At 68.8% G+C, this 21227-nt stretch carries 20 protein-coding genes, 1 tRNA gene and 1 riboswitch; of the genes, 12 read left to right on the plus strand and 9 right to left on the minus strand.

The window, feature by feature from the left end; all coding sequences use genetic code 11:
- Window positions 1-33: 33 nt before the first annotated feature.
- Entirely contained in the window at window positions 34-954 is a 921-nt protein-coding gene (locus EZ216_RS04460) for a LysR family transcriptional regulator (RefSeq protein WP_135248351.1), read from the minus strand.
- A gap of 110 nt (window positions 955-1064) precedes the next feature.
- On the opposite strand from EZ216_RS04460, the gene EZ216_RS04465 reads away from it, so the two are divergent.
- A complete protein-coding gene (locus EZ216_RS04465) occupies window positions 1065-1691 on the plus strand; it encodes an FMN-dependent NADH-azoreductase (RefSeq protein ID WP_135248352.1) in 627 nt (208 codons plus the stop codon).
- A gap of 150 nt (window positions 1692-1841) precedes the next feature.
- Here EZ216_RS04465 and EZ216_RS04470 read toward each other — a convergent pair whose 3' ends face one another.
- Complete coding sequence (locus EZ216_RS04470) at window positions 1842-2399, minus strand: NADPH-dependent FMN reductase (protein ID WP_135248353.1); 558 nt, start codon at window positions 2397-2399, stop codon at window positions 1842-1844.
- A gap of 103 nt (window positions 2400-2502) precedes the next feature.
- Window positions 2503-3519, minus strand: a complete 1017-nt coding sequence (locus EZ216_RS04475) for an AraC family transcriptional regulator (RefSeq protein WP_167772829.1) — start codon at window positions 3517-3519, stop codon at window positions 2503-2505.
- A gap of 179 nt (window positions 3520-3698) precedes the next feature.
- Here EZ216_RS04475 and EZ216_RS04480 point away from each other — a divergent pair, with 179 nt between their 5' ends.
- On the plus strand, window positions 3699-4799 hold the full coding sequence (locus tag EZ216_RS04480) for an MBL fold metallo-hydrolase (protein ID WP_135248355.1): 1101 nt from the start codon (window positions 3699-3701) through the stop codon (window positions 4797-4799).
- A 134-nt stretch (window positions 4800-4933) separates the two neighbouring features.
- Here EZ216_RS04480 and epsC read toward each other — a convergent pair whose 3' ends face one another.
- The gene (gene epsC, locus EZ216_RS04485; RefSeq protein WP_135248356.1) at window positions 4934-5857 is read right to left on the minus strand and encodes a serine O-acetyltransferase EpsC; all 924 of its coding nucleotides are present in this window, start codon (window positions 5855-5857) and stop codon (window positions 4934-4936) included.
- A gap of 69 nt (window positions 5858-5926) precedes the next feature.
- Here epsC and EZ216_RS04490 point away from each other — a divergent pair, with 69 nt between their 5' ends.
- Window positions 5927-6649 carry a sulfite exporter TauE/SafE family protein gene (locus EZ216_RS04490; RefSeq protein ID WP_135248357.1) on the plus strand — a complete coding sequence of 241 codons (723 nt, stop codon included), beginning with the start codon at window positions 5927-5929 and terminating at the stop codon, window positions 6647-6649.
- Window positions 6650-6793: 144 nt separating this feature from the next.
- On the opposite strand, the gene EZ216_RS04495 is transcribed toward EZ216_RS04490, so the two are convergent.
- Window positions 6794-7822 (minus strand): sulfate ABC transporter substrate-binding protein, encoded by a 1029-nt coding sequence (locus tag EZ216_RS04495; RefSeq protein WP_135248358.1) that lies wholly within the window; start codon window positions 7820-7822, stop codon window positions 6794-6796.
- 114 nt (window positions 7823-7936) lie between these two features.
- Between EZ216_RS04495 and EZ216_RS04500 the strand changes: the two genes are divergently transcribed.
- Window positions 7937-8209: an oxidative damage protection protein gene (locus tag EZ216_RS04500; RefSeq protein ID WP_135248359.1), complete on the plus strand. Its 273-nt coding sequence runs from the start codon at window positions 7937-7939 to the stop codon at window positions 8207-8209.
- 12 nt (window positions 8210-8221) lie between these two features.
- Window positions 8222-9916 (plus strand): FAD-dependent oxidoreductase, encoded by a 1695-nt coding sequence (locus EZ216_RS04505; protein ID WP_135248360.1) that lies wholly within the window; start codon window positions 8222-8224, stop codon window positions 9914-9916.
- On the opposite strand, the gene EZ216_RS21600 is transcribed toward EZ216_RS04505, so the two are convergent.
- Window positions 9903-10652, minus strand: coding sequence for a response regulator (locus tag EZ216_RS21600; RefSeq protein ID WP_205959616.1), 750 nt, complete (start codon window positions 10650-10652; stop codon window positions 9903-9905). The genes EZ216_RS04505 and EZ216_RS21600 overlap by 14 nt on opposite strands.
- 185 nt (window positions 10653-10837) lie before the next feature.
- Here EZ216_RS21600 and EZ216_RS04515 point away from each other — a divergent pair, with 185 nt between their 5' ends.
- The 7 genes from EZ216_RS04515 to EZ216_RS04545 all read left to right on the plus strand — a co-directional run bounded on the left by EZ216_RS04515 (window position 10838) and on the right by EZ216_RS04545 (window position 17689).
- Window positions 10838-12649 carry a nitrite/sulfite reductase gene (locus tag EZ216_RS04515; RefSeq protein ID WP_135248361.1) on the plus strand — a complete coding sequence of 604 codons (1812 nt, stop codon included), beginning with the start codon at window positions 10838-10840 and terminating at the stop codon, window positions 12647-12649.
- Window positions 12649-13041 (plus strand): DUF934 domain-containing protein, encoded by a 393-nt coding sequence (locus EZ216_RS04520; RefSeq protein WP_135248362.1) that lies wholly within the window; start codon window positions 12649-12651, stop codon window positions 13039-13041. Before EZ216_RS04515 ends, EZ216_RS04520 begins: the two co-directional genes overlap by 1 nt.
- A complete protein-coding gene (locus tag EZ216_RS04525; protein WP_135248363.1) occupies window positions 13038-13844 on the plus strand; it encodes a phosphoadenylyl-sulfate reductase in 807 nt (268 codons plus the stop codon). Before EZ216_RS04520 ends, EZ216_RS04525 begins: the two co-directional genes overlap by 4 nt.
- Window positions 13841-14773 (plus strand): sulfate adenylyltransferase subunit CysD, encoded by a 933-nt coding sequence (gene cysD, locus EZ216_RS04530; protein ID WP_135248364.1) that lies wholly within the window; start codon window positions 13841-13843, stop codon window positions 14771-14773. Before EZ216_RS04525 ends, cysD begins: the two co-directional genes overlap by 4 nt.
- A gap of 77 nt (window positions 14774-14850) precedes the next feature.
- Entirely contained in the window at window positions 14851-16152 is a 1302-nt protein-coding gene (locus tag EZ216_RS04535; protein WP_135248365.1) for a sulfate adenylyltransferase subunit 1, read from the plus strand.
- Window positions 16153-16248: 96 nt separating this feature from the next.
- Window positions 16249-16578, plus strand: coding sequence for a ferredoxin FdxA (fdxA, locus tag EZ216_RS04540; RefSeq protein WP_135248366.1), 330 nt, complete (start codon window positions 16249-16251; stop codon window positions 16576-16578).
- A 7-nt stretch (window positions 16579-16585) separates the two neighbouring features.
- Window positions 16586-17689, plus strand: coding sequence for an NAD(P)/FAD-dependent oxidoreductase (locus EZ216_RS04545; RefSeq protein ID WP_135248367.1), 1104 nt, complete (start codon window positions 16586-16588; stop codon window positions 17687-17689).
- A 113-nt stretch (window positions 17690-17802) separates the two neighbouring features.
- On the opposite strand, the gene EZ216_RS04550 is transcribed toward EZ216_RS04545, so the two are convergent.
- From EZ216_RS04550 to EZ216_RS04560, 3 genes are all read right to left on the minus strand, one after another.
- A tRNA-Asn gene (locus EZ216_RS04550) sits at window positions 17803-17878 on the minus strand.
- A gap of 38 nt (window positions 17879-17916) precedes the next feature.
- Window positions 17917-20007, minus strand: coding sequence for a TonB-dependent siderophore receptor (locus tag EZ216_RS04555; RefSeq protein WP_135248368.1), 2091 nt, complete (start codon window positions 20005-20007; stop codon window positions 17917-17919).
- A gap of 83 nt (window positions 20008-20090) precedes the next feature.
- Window positions 20091-20191, minus strand: a riboswitch (TPP riboswitch).
- A gap of 57 nt (window positions 20192-20248) precedes the next feature.
- Window positions 20249-21217, minus strand: a complete 969-nt coding sequence (locus EZ216_RS04560) for a Bug family tripartite tricarboxylate transporter substrate binding protein (protein WP_135248369.1) — start codon at window positions 21215-21217, stop codon at window positions 20249-20251.
- Window positions 21218-21227 lie beyond the last annotated feature (10 nt).

A 21227-nucleotide genomic window follows, 5' to 3' on the forward strand; every position in this document is an offset into this window, starting at 1 on the left:
TCCCGCGGAGGCGGGAATCCACCGCTTCCTGTCTTAACCGGGGCAGTTCGCGCCGAGATCTTCTTCCTTCACCTGCTCGCCCAGGAAATCGAGAAACCGCCGCACCGCCGGCACCATGCCGCGGCGTGACGGGAACACGGCGTGCAGCACGCCGGGCGCGGGGTTCCAGCCCGGCAGCGCTTCCACCAGCGTGCCTCCGCGCATCTCGCGCGCGCAGATGTAGTCGGGCAGGATGCCCATGCCCAGGCCTTCGGTGATGGCGTGCTTCACCGTGAGCAGGTCGTCGGCGACGAACACGGGCCGGTGCGCGAGCTCGTAGCGCTCGCCCTGCGGGCCCTGAAGTACGAGGCTCGCGCGGCCGTCAACCGCGGACATCGCGACGGTACTCAGCCGGGGAAGATCAGCCGTCGAGGCCGGCCGCCCCTCGCGCTCCAGCTGCGCGGGGCTGGCGACCAGCAGGGCACGCGTGCGCGCGAGCCGCTTGACCACCAGGCTGCCGCTGTCGTCCACCGTGGGGCGCACGCGCAGCGCGACGTCGAAGCCTTCCTGCACCAGGTCCACCACGCGGTTGGTCACCTGCATCTCGATGCGCACGAACGGGTGCCGCGCCAGGAACGCCGGCAGCAGCGGCCCGATGTTGATCTGCGCCAGCGTCACCGGGCAGGCCACGCGCACGGTGCCGCGCGGCTCGTCGTGGAAAGCGGCCACCGCTTCCTCGGCCGCCTGCGCCTGCTCGCGCATCGCCACGCAGTGGCGGTGGTACAGCTCGCCCGCTTCGGTCAGCGACAGCTTGCGGGTCGTGCGATGCAGCAGCCGCACGCCCAAGCGCCCTTCCAGCTCGGCCACGCGCCGGGACAGCGTCGACTTGGGCAGGCCGAGGGTGCGCCCGGCGGCAGCAAAGCTGCCCTGGTCCACCACCTCGGCGAACAGCAGCATGTCGTTCAGGTCTTGCACGGGGGCGGCTCCGATCGTTCCATGATTGCAACAATCTATCCCGAAACCAGGGACTTATCAGGCGACCGGTTCATTTCCACAATCAATCCATTCCTTTGGAGGACCTTGAAATGAAACTGCTGCACATCGATTCCAGCCCGCTGGGCACCGCTTCCGTCTCCCGCCAGCTCACCCGCGAGACCGTCGCCGAGTGGACCGCCCGCCACCCCGGCACCGTGGTCGAGCACCTCGACCTGGCCGTGAACGCGCCGGCTCACCTGGACATGGACTCGCTGGGGTTCAAGCTGGGCATCGCCGCCAACGACCTCACGGAAGAGCAACGCCGCGAGAACCTGCTGTCGGAGCAACTGGTGAGCCAGTTCCTGGCCGCCGACGTGGTGGTGATCGGCGCGCCCATGTACAACTTCAGCGTGCCGACGCAGCTGAAGGCGTGGATCGACCGCATCGCGCAAGCCGGCCGCACGTTCCGCTACACCGCCCAAGGCCCGCAAGGCTTGGCCGGCGGCAAGACCGTGATCATCGCCTCGACTCGCGGCGGCGTTTACTCGAACGCCCCGGTGGACCACCAGGAAGGCTACCTTCGCACGGTGCTCGGCTTCATGGGCGTGACCGACGTGCACATCGTGCGCGCCGAGGGCATCGCGATGGGCGAAGAGGCGAAGGCCAAGGCCATCGCTTCAGCGCGCGCCGACATCGACCGGCAAACGGCGGTGGCCGACGAAGCTATCGCTGCCTAGTTCAGGGGCCGCTGAAAGCGGACTCCCTTGCGCAGAGTTCGCAGAGGTGACGCAGAGATCGCAGAGGAAAAAACTTTAAGTTTTCTTTGTCTTCTCCGCGTCCTCTGCGCTTCCTCTGCGAACTCTGCGTAAGGGAGTCCGCTCCCAGTCTCACATCTTCGCGTGCATCTTCACCCAGGCCACGTACCGGTCTATCCAGGTCTGCAGGAACTTGCGGGTGTCGGGGTTCGCGATGTGGCCCTTGTCGTCGAACAGGCCTTCCTTGTTCTGGACGAAAGCCTCGGGCTGGCCCATCGTGGGCATGTCCAGGTAGGCCAGCATGTTGCGCAGGTGCTGCTGCGCCAGCGCGGTGCCGATGGCGCCGCCGGACATGCCGATCACGCCGGCGGGCTTGCCGGCCCAGGCGCTCTGGCCGTAGGGACGCGACGCATGGTCGATGGCGTTCTTCAGCACGCCGGGGACCGAGCGGTTGTACTCGGCCGTCACGAACAGCACGCCCTGCGCGTTGGCCACTTCGGACTTCAGGCGCTTCACGTTGGCGTGCTGGTTCGAATCGTCGTCCTGGTTGTAGAGCGGCAGGTCGCCGATGGCGACGTGCTCGAAGCTGAAGTCCTGCGGCCCCAGCGCTGCCAGCGCCAGCGCCAGCTTGCGGTTGATCGAATCCTTGCGGAGGCTGCCGACGACGACGGCGATGCGGTACTTGTCCATGGGAGGGCGGGGATGAGGTTGGAAGACCAACCATTGTGGCGACCGGTGGCCCGCCTTGGGGGCAAAGGGATACCACCGGAGACGATTGAATCAGCCGATGGGTTCAGGCCGGGCGCAGCCGCATCTCGCGCCGCCACGCCTCGGGCGTGCGGCCGGTCCAGCGCTTGAACGCGCGGAAAAACGAACTGGGCGTGGCGAAACCCAGCAGGAAGGCGATCTCTTCCGCCGTGACGCTGTGACCGCGCAGGTAGTCCAGCGCGGATTCGCGCCGCGCCTCGTCCAGCAGCGCGGTGAAGCTCAGGCCGTGTTCGGCCAGCCGGCGCTGCACGGTACGGCTGCTCATGTGCAGCTGGTCAGCCACCGCGTCCAGCGTCGGTTCGCTGCCGCGCAGCAGGCGCCGCACGGCTTGCGCGGCGCGCGGCCGGAAGCCGTCTTCCTCCACCGGCGCCACCATGCGCCCCAGGTGCGCCTCGGCGGCGGCGACCAGCGCCGCGCCCACGGAAGAATTCGCGCTGACCAGCGGCAGGTCCAGGTCGCTCGCGCGCAGCACCAGGCTGTCGTCTTCCGCTTCGAAGGTGACGGGGCAGCCGAAGGTTTCGCCGTAGAGCCGCCGGTACGCCGGCGCGGCCTGGCGCACGGTCACCGCCACCGGCGTCACTTCACGGCCCGTGACCAACCGCGAGAACGTGAGCAGCGAAGCCAGTTCCATGTCGATGCGCGCCTGCGCGTACGGGCGCGGCGGCAGTACGCAGGCGACGCGGATGGTGGCGCGATCGCCGCGGCGGTCCACCTCGTACACGTCGCCCCACACCAGGCGGTTGTAGCGGGCCTTGCGTTTCAGCGCCGTGCCCAGGTCCGGGCTGCTCATGGCCGCGATCCCCACGATGCCGAAGCGCTCGGGCCGCAGGCGGCTGCCCGCCTTCAGCCCGAAAGCCGGGTCGGCCAGCGCTTCCCACGCGGCGAGCATGAAGCGGTCGACGTCGGCGAACGACACGCCGGTTTCCAGGCTCGCCGGCTCGATGCCGAGGCGGCGAGCCAGAGAAGCGGGGTCCACACCCGCATCGCGGATCGCGTCCAGCAGGTTGCGCGGCAGGGGCGCCAGGGGCGTAGCGTTGTCCATGGTCGAAGTCAGCGGGCCGATGATAGGCTGCGCCTGCCGCGTGACGTGCCGGGCGAGTGGATTGGCGCATGGCGCCACGCCCGCGGGTGCAGACCGCCCTACCCTCGCTGCCATCGACCTGGAGAGGAGACCGCCATGACCACCGCCGCCCTGCCCGCCTTCTTCGTGGGGACGCGCGCATGAACCGGCTGCGCTGCCGCGCTTGCGGTCCGCTCTTCGCCGCGCTGGGCGGGCTGGGCTTCACCGCCGGCGCCGGCGCGGCCGATTGCGACCCGCGCTTCGCCAATTCGCCGCAGTTCGTCGCCGCCGACTGCACGTTCCGGAACGGTCCCAATCCCGACCTGCCCGGGCAGCGCGGCAGCTGGGACATCTGGAAGCGCTTCCTGCTGGAGAAGAAGGTCGGCACGGTGCCGGAAGACCCGATCCCCGTGCGCACGCTCACGCGCGCGGCGCTGGATTCGCTGGATGTCACGGCCAACCACGTCATCCGCCTGGGCCATTCGTCGCACCTGCTGAAGCTGCGCGGCACCTTCTGGCTGATCGATCCGGTGTTCGGCCCGCGCGCTTCGCCGCTGACGTGGGCGGGCCCCAAGCGCTTCCACGAACCGCCGCTGGCGCTGGCCGACCTGCCGCCCATCGACGGCCTGGTGCTCTCGCACGACCACTACGACCACCTGGACGAGCCCACCATCACCGGCCTGCTGGGCAAGGTGAAGCGCTACTTCGTGCCCTTGGGCGTGGGTGCGCGGCTGCGCGCGATGGGCGTGGCGGCCGACCGCATCGAGGAATACGACTGGTGGCAGTCTGGCAAGCACGGCGAAGTGGAACTCGTCGCCGCGCCGGCGCAGCACTTCAGCGGCCGCTCATTGTTCGACCGCAACAAGACGCTGTGGGCTTCGTGGCTGCTGCGCAGCGGCGGCGAAAGCATCTTCTACAGCGGCGACTCGGGCTACTTCCCCGGCTTCGCCGAGATCGGCAAGCGCCTGGGCCCGTTCGACATCGCGCTGATGGAAAACGGCGCCTACGACAGCTACTGGCCCGCCGTGCACATGCGCCCCGAAGAGACCGTCAAGGCTTTCCGCGACCTGGGCGCGCGCACGCTCTACCTGGTGCACAACAGCACCTTCGATCTGGCCTTCCACGGCTGGCGCGAACCGCTGGAGAAAGTCGCGGCCCTGGCCGAGCAGCAGGGCCTGCAACTGGCCACGCCCGAAATCGGCGAAGTCCTCACCGTCGGCAAGCCGCGGGTGAACACGCGGTGGTGGGAGGGGCTGAAGTAAGAAAGCGGACACCCTTGCGCAGAGCGCGCAGAGGTAACGCAGAGATCGCGGAGGAAAACCTTCGAGTTTTCTGTCTTCTCTGCGTCCTCTGCGCTACCTCTGCGCGCTCTGCGTAAGGGAGTCCGATCCCGCTTTCACGAAATCGGCCGATCCTCGTTGCCACGCGCTTGCGTGACGCTGCCGCCCGCGGGCACGTCGTGCGTGACCCAGACGTTGCCGCCGATCACGGCGCCCTTGCCGATGGTCACGCGGCCCAGCACGGTGGCGCCGGCGTAGATCACCACGTCGTCTTCCAGCACCGGGTGCCGCGGCAGGCCCTTGGTCAGGCTGCCGTCGTCGCCGACGGGGAAGCGCTTGGCGCCCAGCGTGACGTTCTGGTACAGCCGCACGCGCTCGCCGATGATGGCCGTCTCGCCGATCACGACGCCGGTGCCGTGGTCGATGAAGAAACCGGGGCCGATGGTGGCGCCGGGATGGATGTCGATGCCGGTGCGGCTGTGCGCCACCTCGGCCACGATGCGCGCCAGCAGCGGCAGGCCCAGCTGGTACAGCCGGTGCGCCAGGCGGTGGTGGATCATGGCCTGCACGCCGGGATAGCAGAGCAGCACCTCGTCCACGCTGCGCGCCGCGGGGTCGCCCTGCCAGGCGGCCAGCACGTCGGTGTCCAGCAGCCGGCGGATGCCGGGCAGCGAACGCGCGAACTCGTGCACGATCTCCGGCGCGCGCGTCGATGCGCTTTCGCGTTCGCTGCCCTGGCGCGACCGGTGGCCCAGTTCCAGCACCGCCTGCCCCAGCAGCGCCTGCAGCGCGGCGTCGAGCGTGTGGCCGACGTAGAAGTCCTCGGTTTCGTTGCGCAGGTCCGGCGGGCCCAGGCGCATGGGGAACAGCGCGCCCTTGAGCAGTTCGACGATGCGCTCCAGCGCCTGCGGCGAAGGCAGCTCGCGGCCGCCGGCTTCGCGCAGGCGGCCCTGCGAATCGCGCCACGTCTCCCGCGCGCCGCGCAGGCCGGAGACGATCTCGCCGAGGTCGAAAGGTGCGGAGGGAGAAGCGGCAGGCATTCCGCGACGATACCGGAGAACGCACGGCCCCACTGGGCGCGCGGCCGGGCTTGCTAGAGTCCGGTGCGAATGGATTACGCCCTCGTCCTGATCGTCGGCCTGTTCGGCGGCACGCTGGGCGGCATCGTGGGCACCGGCTCTTCCATCGTGCTGATGCCGGTGCTGGTGTGGTTCTGGGGGCCGGTGGAGGCGGTGCCCGTGATGGCCATCGCCGCGTTCATGGGCAACTTCGGCCGGGTGGTCGCGTGGCGGCGAGAGCTGGATTGGAAAGCCGCCGCCCTGTTCTGCATCACCGCCCTGCCCGGCGCGGTGCTCGGCGTGCGCACGCTGCTGGCCGCGCCCGCGGCGCTGATCGAGGCCGCGCTGGGCCTGTTCTTCCTGGCGATGGTGCCGGCGCGCCGGTGGCTGAAGCGGCGGGAAGTTCGCCTGCCGCTGTGGGCCGTGCCGGTGATCGGCGCGCCGCTCGGCTACCTCACGGGCATCGTGGTGTCCACCGGGCCGCTGCAGGTGCCGCTGTTCACGTCCTACGGGTTGGAGCGCGGCGCGCTGCTGGGCACCGAAGCACTGGCGTCGCTGGCGGTGTATGCCACCAAGCTGGCCACCTTCAGCGGCATGGGCGCGCTGCCGCTCAGCACCGTCACCAAGGGACTGATCGCCGGCTGCTCGCTGATGGCGGGGTCGTTCGCCGGCAAGCACGTGGTGCTGCGGCTGTCGCCGGATGCCTTCCGGCTGATCGTGGACGGCCTGATGGTGTTCTCGGGCCTCACGCTGCTGGCCGCGGCGCTGCGCTGAACGTGAACGCAGCGCGGAGCAACGGCGCCGCCACCGGCCGGGTCTGCGCCAGTCCCCATGCCAGCGTCGTCGTCCGCAGCACCGCGCATGCGTTGCGCTGCACGGCGGAAGTTGCCAGGCGGCGGAGGGACTGGGCGGCCGGCATCACTTCCTCGTGTAGATCTGGTCGAAGCTGCCGCCGTCGGCGAAGTGCTCCTTGTCCGCCTTGGTCCAGCCGCCGAAAGCCTGGTCGATGGTGAACAGGTTGATCTTCGGGAACTGCTTTGCGTACTTGGCCTGCGCCTTCTGCGAGATGGCCGGGCGGTAGAAGTTCTTGCCGATGATGTCCTGGCCTTCCTCGGTGTACAGGTACTTCAGGTACTCCTCGGCGATGGCGCGGGTGCCGCGCTTGTCGACGACCTTGTCCACCACGGTGACCGCGGGCTCGGCCAGGATGGAGACGGAGGGCGCGACCACGTCGAACCTGGCGCCGAACTCTTTTTCCAGCAGGAACGCTTCGTTTTCCCAGGCGATCAGCACGTCACCCTGGCCACGCTGGGCGAAGGTGATGGTGGAGCCGCGCGCGCCGGTGTCCAGCACGGGCACGTTGCCGAACAGCTTCGCGATGAATTCCTTGGCCTTCGCGTCGCCGCCGTACTTGCGCTTGGCGAATTCCCACGCAGCCAGGTAGTTCCAGCGCGCGCCGCCCGAGGTCTTGGGGTTCGGGGTGATCACGCTCACGCCGGGCTTGACCAGGTCGTCCCAGTCCTTGATGCCCTTGGGGTTGCCCTGTCGCACCACCAGCACGATGGTCGACGTGTAGGGCGACGAGTTGTGCGGCAGGCGCTTCTGCCAGTCTTCCTTCACCCAGCCGCCGTTCTTCACCAGCGCGTCGGTGTCGCCGGCCAGCGCCAGCGTGGCGACGTCGGCTTCCAGGCCGTCGATGATGGAGCGGGCCTGCTTGCCCGAGCCGCCGTGCGACTGCTTCACCGTCACGTCCTGGCCGGTCTTGCCCTTCCAGTACTTCGCGAAAGCCTGGTTGAACTCGACGTAGAGTTCGCGCGTGGGGTCGTACGAGACATTGAGCAGCGTCACGGGCTGCTGCTGGGCGAAGGCCGGGAGTCCGGCAGACAGCAACGAGGCGCCGAAGGCGGCGGCCAGGGGAATCTTGATAAAGTCGCGACGAAGGCTCATGAAGGTCCGCTCCACTCAGGTGTCGATGTGATGCGGCGGATTCTGGGAGCCCGCGTTCCGCAAGGGAACGAACCAATTTTCAGTTGTTTATCCGCATAAGCTTAGGAGTCGCCCGTGGCGCGCACCGTCCAATGCATCAAGCTCGGCCGCGAGGCCGAGGGCCTCGATTTCCCGCCTTATCCCGGCGAGCTGGGCAAGCGCATCTATGAAAGCGTCAGCAAGGAAGCCTGGCAGGGCTGGCTGAAGCAGCAGACCATGCTGGTCAACGAGAACCGGCTGAACCTCGCCGACCAGCGCGCCCGCGAGTACCTGAAGCGCCAGATGGAAGCGCACTTCTTCGGCGGCGGTGCCGAGCAGGCGGCCGGCTACGTGCCGCCTTCCGCCTGACGCTTCGCCACCGTGGCCGAGCCGGCTCGGCAAGTTTCTCTTGAAGGTTGCAGCCTGCCCGCCGCATGGGCCGGGCAGGCGCAGTGGCGCATCCTGCAGACCGGGTTTGGCCCCGGGCTGGACTTCCTGGCGGCGTGGCAGGCGTGGCGGGACGATCCGCGGCGCCCTCGCCTGCTGCACTTCGTCGGCGTCGAAGCGTCCTCGGTATCCGCGGACGAACTGCTGCGCGCCGCGCGCGCGACTGCACCCGAGCTCGAGCCGCTCGCGCGCGAACTCGCCGCGCAATGGTGGGGGCTGGTGCCGGGGTTCCATCGCCTGTCGTTCGACGATGGGCGCGTGCTGCTGACGCTGTGCGTGGGCGAGGCGCAGGCCGTCTTGCAGGAACTCGCGTTCGAGGCGGACTCGGTGATCCTGGGCACCTGGGAACCCGGCACGGCCAAGGCAATGGCGCGGTGCTGCCAGCGCGGCGCGGGGATCGTGGCGCCGTCCAAAGCGGAGCCTGAACTTCGGCAGAACGGGTTTCAGCTCGAGCAAGGTCCTGCCGGAGTCCTGCGAGGAACATTCGATCCCGCGTGGAAACCCTCCCGCCGTCGTTCCCGCGTGAGGAGCGAGAGCGTACGTGGAAATCCAGTCATGACGGCGCCAACGCGGGCCGTTGTCGTTGGCGGCGGCATCGCGGGTTCGGCGGCAGCGGCCAGCCTCGCGCGGCGCGGATGGCACGTGCAGGTGATCGATGCAGCCCCCGAACCCGCCTCCGGCGCCTCCGCCCTGCCCGCCGGCCTGCTGGCGCCTCACACCTCCCCCGACGACAACCTGCTCTCGCGCCTTTCGCGCGCCGGCGTGCGCATGACGCTGGCGGAAGCGGCGGCGCGACTGGTCGATGGAAACGACTTCGCCAGAACCGGCTCGCTGGAGAAAAGGCTGGACGACAACCGGCCACTGCCCGCGCTGGGCCCTGGCGAAGAAGACTGGCAGCGTTGGCAGGACGACTCGCACACCTCCGTGTGGCACGAAGCAGCGGCTTGGGTGAAGCCGGCATCGCTCGTACGCGCGTGGCTGGCAACACCCGGCATCGAGTGGCGCGGCGGCACGGCGGTGTCCCGTGTGCAGCGTGAAGGCGACTGCTGGCGCGTGGTCGGCGCGAACGATGAAGTGCTCGCCGAAGCCGATCTCGTGGTGCTCGCCGCCGCGCTCGGCACGAAAGTGCTGTCCCCTCACCTGCCGCTGAACCCGGTGCGCGGCCAGGTGAGCTGGGGCGTCGCCGACGGCGATCCGCCGGCGCCCACCCCGCTCAACGGCAACGGCCACTTCCTGCCCGCCGTGCCGCTGCGCGAAGGCCAGGCCTGGCTGACCGGCTCGACCTACGGCCGCGGCGACAGCGGCACGGACGAGCGTCCCGAAGACCACGCGGCCAACCTCGCGCGGCTGCAGCAGCTGGCGCCCGAAGCGGCATCGGCACTCGCCTCCGCCTTCGAGCGAGGCCGGGTGCGCGCCTGGGCGGGCGTGCGCTGCGCCTCATCGGACCGGCGACCGCTGGTGGGTGCATTGGGGGAAGGTCTCTGGGTCAGCACAGCGCTGGGCTCGCGCGGCCTGACTTTCGCGCTGCTGTGCGCCGAGCTGCTGGCGGCGCGCCTGCATGGCGAACCGCTGCCCTTGCCCGCGAGATTGGCGGCCGCGCTGGACGCGGCCAGGGTCAGACCCGGCTGAGCAGCGCGGTGAGCTTCAGCGGGTGGACGGGCTTTTCCAGCACCACCGGCTCGCGGCCGAACAGGCCGCCGACCTTCTCGGCCGTGGAGAGCTTGTCCTTGGTGACGATGACGTGCGGGATGCGCTGCTCGGTGCGCGTCAGCTGGCGCACGAGCTCGTAGCCGCCCTTGGCGCCCGGCAGGCCGTAGTCGATGACGGCCACCTCGTAGCGGTTGTTGCGGGCCAGCTCCAGCGCGTCGGCGGCCGTCTCGGCTTCGTCGGCCTGGGTCAGGTCGGCCAGCGACATGCGGGCGCGGATGTACAGGCGCTCGGCCCGGTCGGCGTTGGCGATCAGTGCCCGCTTCACCGGCTCGCCGGGTTCCGGCGGCCGGGTGTCCTGGGCATCCTCGAAGTCGAAATCCAGCTCCACCGCGATGTCGGGCGGCGGCATGAACACCTGGTCCATGAGCGAGATGACCGCGGGCCAATCGATGGGACGGGAGAAGCTGCGCCAGGCTTGCGGGTTGGGCTGAGCGCCCACCCAAACCGTCTTCATGCCCTCGTTGCTGGGCGATTCGAACTCGACCAGCGCTTCGTGCGATTCGCTGTCGATGAGGGTGATCTGGGCGTCGATGCCCCAGTCGGGGGTCCAGAGGGCGTAGCCGGTCTCACGCTCTTCGGACAGGCGGAACAGCGTGTTGAGCGCATGGCGCTCGACGTCGCTGAACCCCACCACCTTGACGAAAACCCGCTGCAATTTGCCCTCTTGCTGTGCCGCGCCGGGATTATCGCGGTCCACTGCCGCGCTGGAAAGCCTTTATCCGGACATCAGCTCATGCCGCCAGGAAACCCGCGCCGGCACTGGCGAATAAGCTTATCCGCATAAGGCGCGGATTAAAAAATCGTTTGGTTCCATAAGGGCCGTCCGTAGAGTCGCGGCCCATGTATCAGTATTCCGAGTTCGACAAGGCTTTCGTGCGCGCCCGGGCGGCCCAGTACCGCGACCAGCTGGAGCGCAACCTGGCCGGCCAGCTCAGCGACGACGACTTCCGGCCCCTGCGCCTGCAGAACGGCTGGTACATCCAGCGCTACGCCCCGATGCTGCGCATCGCGGTGCCCTACGGGGAGATCTCCGGCGCCCAGCTGCGCGTGCTGTCGAAGATCGCCCGCGACTACGACCAGCCCACCGCCGCCCTGCTGCAGGAAGCGCAGGAGAAGCAATCGGCCCTGGGCGAAGTGCCCGTGCGCGGCGGCACGCCCGTCGTCACGCGCCTGAAGACCGGCTACGGCCACTTCACCACCCGCACCAACGTGCAGTTCAACTGGGTCCCGCTGGTCAAGAGCGCCGACGTCATGGAGCTGTTGGCCAGCGTGAACATGCACGGCATCCAGACCAGCGGCAACACCATCCGCAACATCTGCAGCGACGAGCTGGCGGGCATCGCGCCCGACGAGATCGCCGATCCGCGCCCCTTCGCCGAAATCCTGCGCCAGTGGAGCTCGCTGCACCCCGAGTTCCTGTTCCTGCCGCGCAAGTTCAAGATTTCCATCAACGGCGCGCGCGAGGACCGCTCGGCCCTGCGCTGGTACGACATCGGCCTGCAGCTGCTGAAGAACGAAGCCGGCGAGCTGGGCATGCGCGTGCACGTGGGCGGCGGCATGGGCCGCACGCCGGTCATCAGCAGCGTGGTGCGCGAGTTCCTGCCCTGGGACCAGATGCTCAACTACGTCGAGGCGTGCATCCGCGTCTACAACCGCTACGGCCGCCGCGACAACCTGTGGAAGGCGCGCATCAAGATCCTGGTGAAGGCCGAGGGCCAGCGCTACATCGACCAGGTGGAAGAAGAGTTCGCCCGCATCGCCGCCGGCGGTGCGCATCACACCATCACGCAAGCCGAGTTCGACCGCGTGGCGGCCCACTTCGAAGTGCCCAAGGTTCAGCCCGCGAAGAAGGATGCGCGCCTGCACGAGATCGTGCGTGCCGACGCGGAAGCCGATCCTTCCTACGACCGCTGGCTGCAGCGCAACGTGCACGAGCACCGCGACCCGCAGCTGCGTGCCGTGACGCTGTCGTTCAAGCGCCTGGGCCAGGCGCCCGGCGATGCCAACGCCGACCAGCTGGCCGCGGCCGCCGACCTGGCCGACCGCTTCTCCAGCGGCGAGGCGCGCGTGACGCACCACCAGAACCTGCTGCTGCCCTGGGTGCACCAGGACGACCTGCCCGAGCTGTACGCCGCCGCGCGCAAGCTGGGCCTGGCGCGCGCCAACATCGGCCTGCTCAGCGACATGATCTCCTGCCCCGGCGGCGACTTCTGCTCGCTGGCCAACGCGCGGTCCATCCCGATCGCCGAAGCCATCACGCAGCGCTACCAGGACCTGGACGAGCTGTACGACATCGGCGAGATCGACCTGAACATCAGCGGCTGCATCAACAGCTGCGGCCACCACCACTCGGGCCACATCGGCATCCTGGGCGTCGATAAGGACGGCAAGGAGTGGTACCAGGTCACCATCGGCGGCGCCGACGGCTCCAACCTGTCGGGCGCCGCGCAGCCGGGCAAGGTGGTGGGGCCTTCGTTCTCCGCCGCCGAAGTGCCGGAAGTGGTCGAGGCCGTGATCGAGGCCTACCGCCGCGAAAGGCAGGTCACGGACGGCCGCGCCGAAGCCTTCATCGACACCGTGCGCCGCGTGGGCATCGAGCCGTTCAAGGCCGCCGCCAACGCCGCGCGATTCACCGAACGGGAAGCCGCGTAATGGAACGCAAACTGAACATCCTGACCGCGGCCGAATACGCCGGCATGGGCACCCAGCTGGCGGTGCTGCGGCTGGCCAACGACGTCGATGCCGAGACCGTGGACTTCGCCGGCGCGCAGGTCATCGAGCTGGACTTCCCCAAGTTCACCGACGGCCGCGCGTACAGCCAGGCCGTGGCGCTGCGCCGCCGCGGCTTCCAGGGCGAGCTGCGCGCCGTCGGCGCCGTGCTGATCGACCAGCTGGTGCAGATGCAGCGCACGGGCTTTTCCAGCGCCGTGCTGAAGGAAGGCCAGGACCGCGCCCACGCGCAGCGGCAGTTCGACCGCTTCCCGGCGTTCTACCAGGGCGACGTGCAGGACCCGCGGCCGCTGTTCGCGAGGTGGACGACGTGAAGGCCACCGAGCTGCACGCCCGCGCCTCCAAGGACTACGACCAGAAGCTCGCAGAGACCCAGCAGCTGCTGATCCGCGCGGCTGCGGAGTTCTCGCCGCTGACGCAGGCCAACAGCCTGGGCGCCGAGGACATGGTCATCACGCACCTGGTCAACCAGCTGGAGCTGGACATCCCGGTGTTCGTGCTGGAGACGGGCCGCCTGCACCCGCAGACGCTGCAGCTGCTGGACAGGCTGAAAGCCACTTCGCGCGCGCCGGTGCACGTTTTCACGCCGGTGCAGGAGCAGGTGATCCAGTTCGTGCGCCGCGAAGGCGAGGACGCGATGTACCGCAGCATCGAGCTGCGCAAGGCCTGCTGCCACATCCGCAAAGTGGAACCGCTGCAGCGCGCGCTGGCCGGCCAGAAGGCCTGGATCACGGGCCTGCGCCGCGAGCAGTCCGCCGCGCGCGCCGACGTGCCGCTGATCGACACCAGCGAGCCGCGCACCAAGTTCAACCCGCTGGCCAACTGGACCTGGGGCGACGTGTGGCACTACATCGCCAGCAACGGCGTGGACTACCACCCGCTGCACGACGAGTTCTATCCCAGCATCGGCTGCGCGCCCTGCACGCGCGCCATCAGCCTGGGCGAAGACTTCCGCGCCGGCCGCTGGTGGTGGGAAGACGAGAACGCCAAGGAGTGCGGATTGCACGTGAAGGAACAAACCCCCACCTCCGTTCGGGCTGAGCTTGTCGAAGCCGCCCCCGCGCAAGCCCTTCGACAGGCTCAGGGCGAACGGGCATCACAAGGGGGTGCGGCATGAACGCCCGCGTGGAACCGCACCTGCTCGGGCAGCTGAGCAACCGCCACCTCGACGCGCTGGAAGAGGAAGCCATCTTCGTGCTGCGCGAAGTGGCCGGCGCCTTCGAGCGCCCCACCCTGCTGTTCTCCGGCGGCAAGGACTCGCTGGTGCTGCTGAAGTGCGCCGAGAAGGCCTTCGGCGCGGGCCGCCTGCCGTACCCGCTGCTGATGATCGACACCGGGCACAACTTCCCCGAGGTCACGGACTTCCGCGACTACCGCGCCAAACAGCTGGGCGCGGAATTGGTCGTGCGCAGCGTCGAGGATTCGATGAAGCGCGGCACGGTGCGCCTGGCCCACCCGGGCGAGTCGCGCAACGTGCACCAGTCGGTGACGCTGCTGGAGGCGATCGAGGAATTCCGCTTCGACGCGCTGATCGGCGGCGCCCGCCGCGACGAGGAAAAGGCGCGCGCCAAGGAACGCATCTTTTCGCACCGCGACAGCTTCGGCCAGTGGCAGCCCAAGGCGCAGCGCCCCGAGCTGTGGACGCTGTTCAACACGCGCCTGCAGCCGGGCGAGCACTTCCGCGTGTTCCCCATCTCCAACTGGACCGAGCTGGACGTCTGGCAGTACATCGAGCGCGAGAACATCGAGCTGCCTTCGATCTACTACGCGCACCAGCGCCAGGTGGTGGAGCGCAAGGGCCTGCTGGTGCCGGTGACCGAACTCACCCCGCCGCGCGACGGCGAGTACCCGGTGACGCGCACGGTGCGCTTCCGTACCGTCGGCGACATCACCTGCACCTGCCCGGTGGCCAGCCCCGCGGCGAATGCCGCCGAAGTGGTGGCCGAGACGCTGGCCGTGGAAGTCAGCGAGCGCGGCGCCACGCGCATGGACGACAAGACGAGCGACGCTTCGATGGAGAAGCGCAAGAAGGACGGGTATTTCTGATGGACCAGGAAGTCGTCATCCCCGCGAAGGCGGGGATCCACCGCGACGCGGCTGCGGCACGCGCACCCCAGGAAGCCATGGATTCCCGCCTCCGCGGGAATGACGGGGTATTGGCGGCCGGCGACCACGACGCCGCCCTTCGCTTCATCACCTGCGGCTCCGTCGACGACGGCAAGAGCACCCTCATCGGGCGCCTGCTGGTGGACAGCAAGGCCGTGCTGCAGGACCAGCTGGCGGGCGTGCAGCGCGCCGGCGAGACCGACCTGGCGCTGCTGACCGACGGCCTGACCGCCGAACGCGAGCAGGGCATCACCATCGACGTGGCCTACCGCTACTTCGCCACGCCGGCGCGCAAGTTCATCATCGGCGACGCGCCCGGCCACGAGCAGTACACCCGCAACATGGTCACGGCGGCCTCCAGCGCCGATGCCGCCGTGGTGCTGGTGGACGCCACCAAGTTGGCTTGGGGCAACGAGGAAGTGAAGCTGCTGCCGCAGACGCATCGCCATTCGCTGCTGGCGCACCTGCTGCGCGTGCCTTCCATCGTGTTCGCGGTGAACAAGCTGGACGCGGTGGAAAACCCCGCCCTCGCCTTCCGCCGCATCTCGGCCGCGCTGGTGCGCTTCGCGCTGGCCGCCGGCATCGAGCCCACGGCCATCGTGCCGGTGTCGGCGCTCAAGGGCTTCAACGTGGTCGAAGCCGCCCCCGCGGGCTGGTGCGGCTACGAAGGCCCCACGCTGCTGCGCGTGCTGGAACAACTGCCGGTGACCGCCGCCGAAGTGGACGAGTCCTTCTCGTTCCCGGTGCAGTGGGTGGAGAAGTTCTCCTCCTCGTCCGACACCAGCCAGGGCCGGCGCGTGTTCTGGGGCCGCGTGGCCGCCGGCACGGTGCGTCCGGGCCAGGCCGTGCGCGTGATGCCCTCGGGCCAGGCCGCCACCGTGTCGCAGGTGCTGGACGCCGTGCGCAAGCCGCGCGCCATCGGCGCCGGCCACAGCGCGGGCGTCGTGCTGGATCGCGAAGTGGACGTGTCGCGCGGCGACTGGCTGCTGGCCGCCGATGCGCCGGAAGCGGTGCGCGAGATCTCGGGCACCGTGGCCTGGCTGGACGACGAGCCGCTGGTGGCGGGACGCGTTTACTGGGCGCTGCATGGCCACCGCTGGGTGAAGGCCAAGGTGCGCCGCGTGGTGCACCGCCTGGACATCCAGACGCTGGCCGAACAGGACGCCGCCCAGCTGGAACCCAACGCCATCGGCCACGTCGAACTGGCACTGCAGGAACCCCTGGCGGCCCGGCCTTTCGGGCGTGCCCGCCTGCCCGGTTCGCTGGTGCTGGTGGACACGGCCAGCCACAAGACTTCCGGAGCGCTGCTGGTGCGCTGAAAGCGCCTGTACGGCCATCCACCCGCCTGCTGGCGTGGCCATGGCCGCCCGCTAAAATTCGGGGTTTTCCCCAGCGCAACTGCACCACGTCAAGTCATGACCCACGTCGTCACCGAACAATGTATCCGCTGCAAGTACACCGACTGCGTGGACGTCTGCCCCGTGGACTGCTTCCGCGAAGGGCCGAACATGCTGGTGATCGACCCCGATGAGTGCATCGACTGCGCGGTCTGCATCCCCGAGTGCCCGGTCAACGCCATCTACGCCGAGGAAGACGTCCCGGCGGACCAGGTGGCCTTCACCGCCTTGAACGCCGAGCTGGCCCGCGCCGCCGGCTGGAAGAGCATCACCAAGCGCAAGCCGGCGTTGGACGACGCCGAGGAATGGAAGGACAAGCCCGGCAAGCTGTCGGAGCTGGTCCGCTGAAGGAAAAATGGACCTCAAACTCAACCAAGAAGTGATCAAGACCGCCGCCGAGCACGACGGCCCCATCGAGACCGACGCCGTCATCATCGGCGCCGGCCCGGTCGGCCTGTTCCAGGTGTTCGAGCTGGGCCTGCTGGAGATCAAGGCCCACGTCATCGACTCGCTCGCCTACCCCGGCGGCCAGCCCATCGAGCTGTACCCCGACAAGCCCATCTACGACATCCCGGCCATCCCGGTGTGCACGGGCAAGGAACTGACCGACGCGCTGCTCAAGCAGATCGAGCCTTTCGGCGCCACGTTCCACCTGGGCCAGACGGTCACCGCGGTGCAGAAGCAGGACGACGGCCGCTTCTACGTGCAGACGTCCAAGGGCACCGAGTTCCTGACCAAGACCATCTTCATCGCGGCGGGCGTGGGCGCCTTCGAGCCGCGCCTGCTCAAGGTGGACGGCCTGGACAAGTTCGACGGCTCGCAGCTGCACTACCGGGTGAAGAACCCGGCCGACTTCGCCGGCAAGAACCTGGTGATCGTGGGCGGCGGCGATTCGGCGCTGGACTGGACGCTGAATTTCACCGCCGAAGGCCCGAACAAGGCCGAGAGCGTGATCCTGGTGCACCGCCGCGACGGCTTCAAGGCCGCGCCCGCGTCCGTGGCCAAGATGCACGAGCTGTGCGAGCAGTACGAGATGCAGTTCATCGTCGGCCAGGTCACCGGCTACGAAGAGAAGGACGGCAAGCTCACCGGCGCCAAGGTCACCGGCGGAGACGGGGTGACGCGCGTCGTGCCCACCGACACGCTGCTGGTCTTCTTCGGCCTGTCGCCCAAGCTGGGCCCGATCGCCGAATGGGGCCTGGACATCGAGCGCAAGCAGCTGAAGGTGGACACCGAGAAGTTCTCCACCAACGTGCCGGGCATCTTCGCGGTAGGCGACATCAACACCTACCCGGGCAAGAAGAAGCTGATCCTCTCGGGCTTCCACGAATGCGCGCTGGCCGCCTTCGCCGCCGCGCCCATCATCTTCCCCGAGAAGGGCAAGATCCACCTGCAGTACACGACCACGTCGCCGAAGCTGCACAAGGTGCTGGGCGTGGAGACGCCGGTGTTCGACTGAGCGCTGCTGCCGCATCAACGACAAAGGGCCTTTCGGGGCCCTTTCTTCTTGGGGTGGCATCCTGCGGCGGCAAAGAAAAAGGCCCTGGTCTTTCGACCAAGGCCTTTTCGATTTGGCTCCCCGACCTGGGCTCGAACCAGGGACCTACGGATTAACAGTCCGGCGCTCTACCGACTGAGCTATCGGGGAATGAGCCCGCGATTATAGCGTCATTTTTTGCCCGGCCGTCACAGCGCGGCTGTGAAAGACAAACGGACCGTGCGCGGCGCGCCCGGATAGAGGTAGACGTGCCCGAACTGGTAGGGCGATTCGCGCCAGTAGCGCTTGTCCGCGAGGTTCTGCACGCCCAGCGTCCAGGTGGTCTGCGCGCCGTTCAGCTGCGTCTCGTAGCGCAGCGTCGCGTCGACGCGGGTCCAGCCGGGAATGGAGATCGAGCCGTCGGACAGCACGGAGCGCGATCCTTCGTGCGACACGTGGCCTTCCACCGACAGGCCGGGCACGGCAGCGACACGGTAGCCCGCCGTCATGCGCACCACCGTCTCGGGCACGTTCGTGGGCCGCTGCCCGTTGGTCAGCGGTTCGTACACGCTGCCCTCGCGCCGCGCGCGCAGCAGCGTCACGGCGCCCTGCAGCGACCACGGGCCCTTGGCCCAATGCGCCTCGGCCTCCACGCCCCGATGCACCGCTTCGCCGTCGTATTCGCCGATCGTGCAGAGGAACGTGCGCGTGCAGTAGTCGAAGTTGGTCACCGGCCGGCGGATCTGGAACAGCGCCGCGTTCCAGCCCAGCGCCGCATCGCCGCCGCGCAACCCCGCCTCCATCTGGCGCGACTTCGCGGCGGGCAGCACCAGCCCGGCGTTGGCCAGCGCGAAGACGGGGCTCTTGGTCACCTGCCACGACTCGACGCCCTGGCTCCAGCTGCCGTAAGCGACCACGCCGTCGAACTTGTAGCTGATCGCCGCCCAGGGGGTGGTCAGGTTCTGCACGTAGCCGCGGTCCAGCCGCGTGTGCCGCACGCCCAGCCAGGTGGTGAAGCGGTCGTTCCAGCGGATGGCGTCCTGCAGGTGAAGCTCGGTCGCGCGCTCGTCGCGATCGGGCACCGGCGTGGTCGGCTCGGGAGCGGGCGGCACGACCGTCAGGCCGTCCACGGTGCCGGAAGCCCCGGTGTAGTTGAACGCCTGCGGGTTGAATCGGTCTCGCGTGCGGTGCACCAGCACGCCGGTCGACAGGTCGTGCGTGACGCCGCCGGTCTGGAACCGGCCCGACACTTTCAGCGCCGCGGCATCGCGGCGGCGGCGCTCGTCCTGGCTGCGGAAGTCGTAGTAGTCGAACGTGCCGTCGGAGCAGAAGCGGTCGAAGTTGCCTTCGGCCATGCAGCCGAAGGGGAACGCCGTGTAGTCGTCGCTCTTCAGCCGCTGCGTGCCCCATTGGGCGGACCAGCGCCAGTCGGGGTTGATGGCCTGCGTGAAGCGCAGCGTGCCGGTCAGCGCGTCGAACTGCGAGCGCGGCGTCCAGGGCTGGTTGTTCAGGTTCAGGCGCGGGTCCACCGGCGCGGGCAGCACGTTGCCCAGCAGCGAGAAGCCGGTCTGGCTGGCCTGCGCGTGGTGGCTCCATTCGAACTCGCCTTCCAGCAGCGAGTCGCGGGTCACGCGCCAGTCCATCGCCAGTGCCGCCAGGCTGCGTTCGCCGTCGGTGGCGCGCACATAGGGACGCAGCCGCTCCTGCGCGACGTTCAGGCGGTAGCCGAAGGCATCGCCGGCGCCGAAACGGCCGCCCAGGTCCGCGGCGCCGAGCAGGCCGCCGCGCTCGGTGGCTTCGAGCTTCACGGTGCGCAAGGGGTGCGCCGTCGGCCGCTTCACGACGTAGTTGACCAGGCCGCCGGGCGAACTGGTGCCCGCCTGCAGCCCGCTGGTGCCCTTGAGCACTTCCACCCGCTCCTTGTTGTCCAGCGGGATGGTGGTCTCGGCGTTGATCGGCAGGCCTTCGCGGCGGTAGTTGAACTGGTTGTCCAACGTGAAGCCGCGGACGGACATGATGTCCCAGTAGCCCGGCGCGTTGTACGCGTCGCTCACCGAGCTGTCGAAGCGCGTCAGGTCGGCCAGGCGGCGCGCGCCCGCGGCTTCGATCTGCGGCGCGCCGATCACGGTGGCCGAGGCCGGCACTTCCTTGGCTGGCACGTCGCCGAAGCCGGTGACGTCCGGCGCGGTGGGCACGGCCGCGGGCGTGACGGTGACGGGGCGCAGCGTGGTGTCCTGCGCGTGCGCCGCCAGCACGCACGCCGACAGCAGGAGCGCGATGGCGCCCGGGATGGGTTTCATGGTTGCCACGACGTTTTCTCCAACGTTCAGTGGCAGGTCGGCTCGCGATGGGCGGTGGAATGCTCCTGTCGAGAATCCGGAGCACCGCCCTATGCTTGCTTCCCTGCGCGAGGATTACCTCAGTCAGGTTCAAAGGGACTCTCTCAGTCGCTGCCGTTCGGCAGCAACACCCCCAGCGGATTGCCTTCGAAGCGAAGGCGAGCGGATTGTATGCGTTGACGGTGCGGGCGAAACGGGTTCGCTACTCGGCCTTCGCGCCGGAGAACTGCACCGTCTTCGCCCACTTCTCGGTTTCCATGCGCTGCAGCTGCCAGAACTGTTCGGGCGTGCCGGGGATCGGCACGCCGCCCAGATTGGCCAGCTTCTCCTTCATGCCGGGATCATTCAGCGCGGCGTTGATCTCGCGATTGAGCCGCTCGATGGCGTACGCCGGCGTGCCCTTGGGAGCCGACACGCCGAACCACGCGCTGGCTTCATAGCCGGGCACGGTCTCTGCGATCGCCTGCACGTCGGGCAGCGCGGGCGAGCGCTGCGCGCTGGTGACGCCGAGCGGTCGCACCGTGCCGTTGCGGATGTGGCCGATGATGGAAGGCATGTTGTCGAAGATCACGTCCACCTGCCCGGCGATGAGGTCGGTGGTGGCCGGGCCCGCGCCCTTGTACGGGATGTGCTTCATGTCGATGCCGGCCATGCTCTTGAACAACTCGCCCGACAGGTGCACCGAGGTGCCCGAGCCCGACGAAGCCATGTTCACCTTGCCCGGGTTCTTCTTCGCGTAGTCGATGAACTCGGCCACCGTCTTCGCGGGGAAGTCCTTGCGCACCGTCATCACGTTGGGCACGCGGATGATGCCGCCCACCGGCGTCATGTCTTCGAGGAAATTGAACGGCAGCTTGGGGTACAGCGTGGCGTTGATCGCGTTGGCCGGGTTGACCAGGAAGATCGTGTAGCCGTCAGGCGCCGAGCGGATGGCCGCCTCGGTGCCGATGTTGTTGCCGCCGCCCGCGCGGTTGTCCACGATCACCTGCTGCCCCAGCCGCGCGCTGAGCCACTGCGCCATCAGCCGCGCGGTCACGTCGGTGCTGCCGCCGGGCGGGTACGCGACGATCCAGCGGATCGGCTTGTTGGGATAGTCGGCCTGGGCCGACGCGATGCCCGCCAGGGCGAACGTCATGAACAGGCCGGCGGCCATTTTCTGCAGGAAGCGCATGGGTCTCCTC

Origin of the sequence: Ramlibacter humi (assembly GCF_004681975.1) — a bacterium.
Classification (GTDB): Bacteria; Pseudomonadota; Gammaproteobacteria; order Burkholderiales; family Burkholderiaceae_C; genus Ramlibacter; species Ramlibacter humi.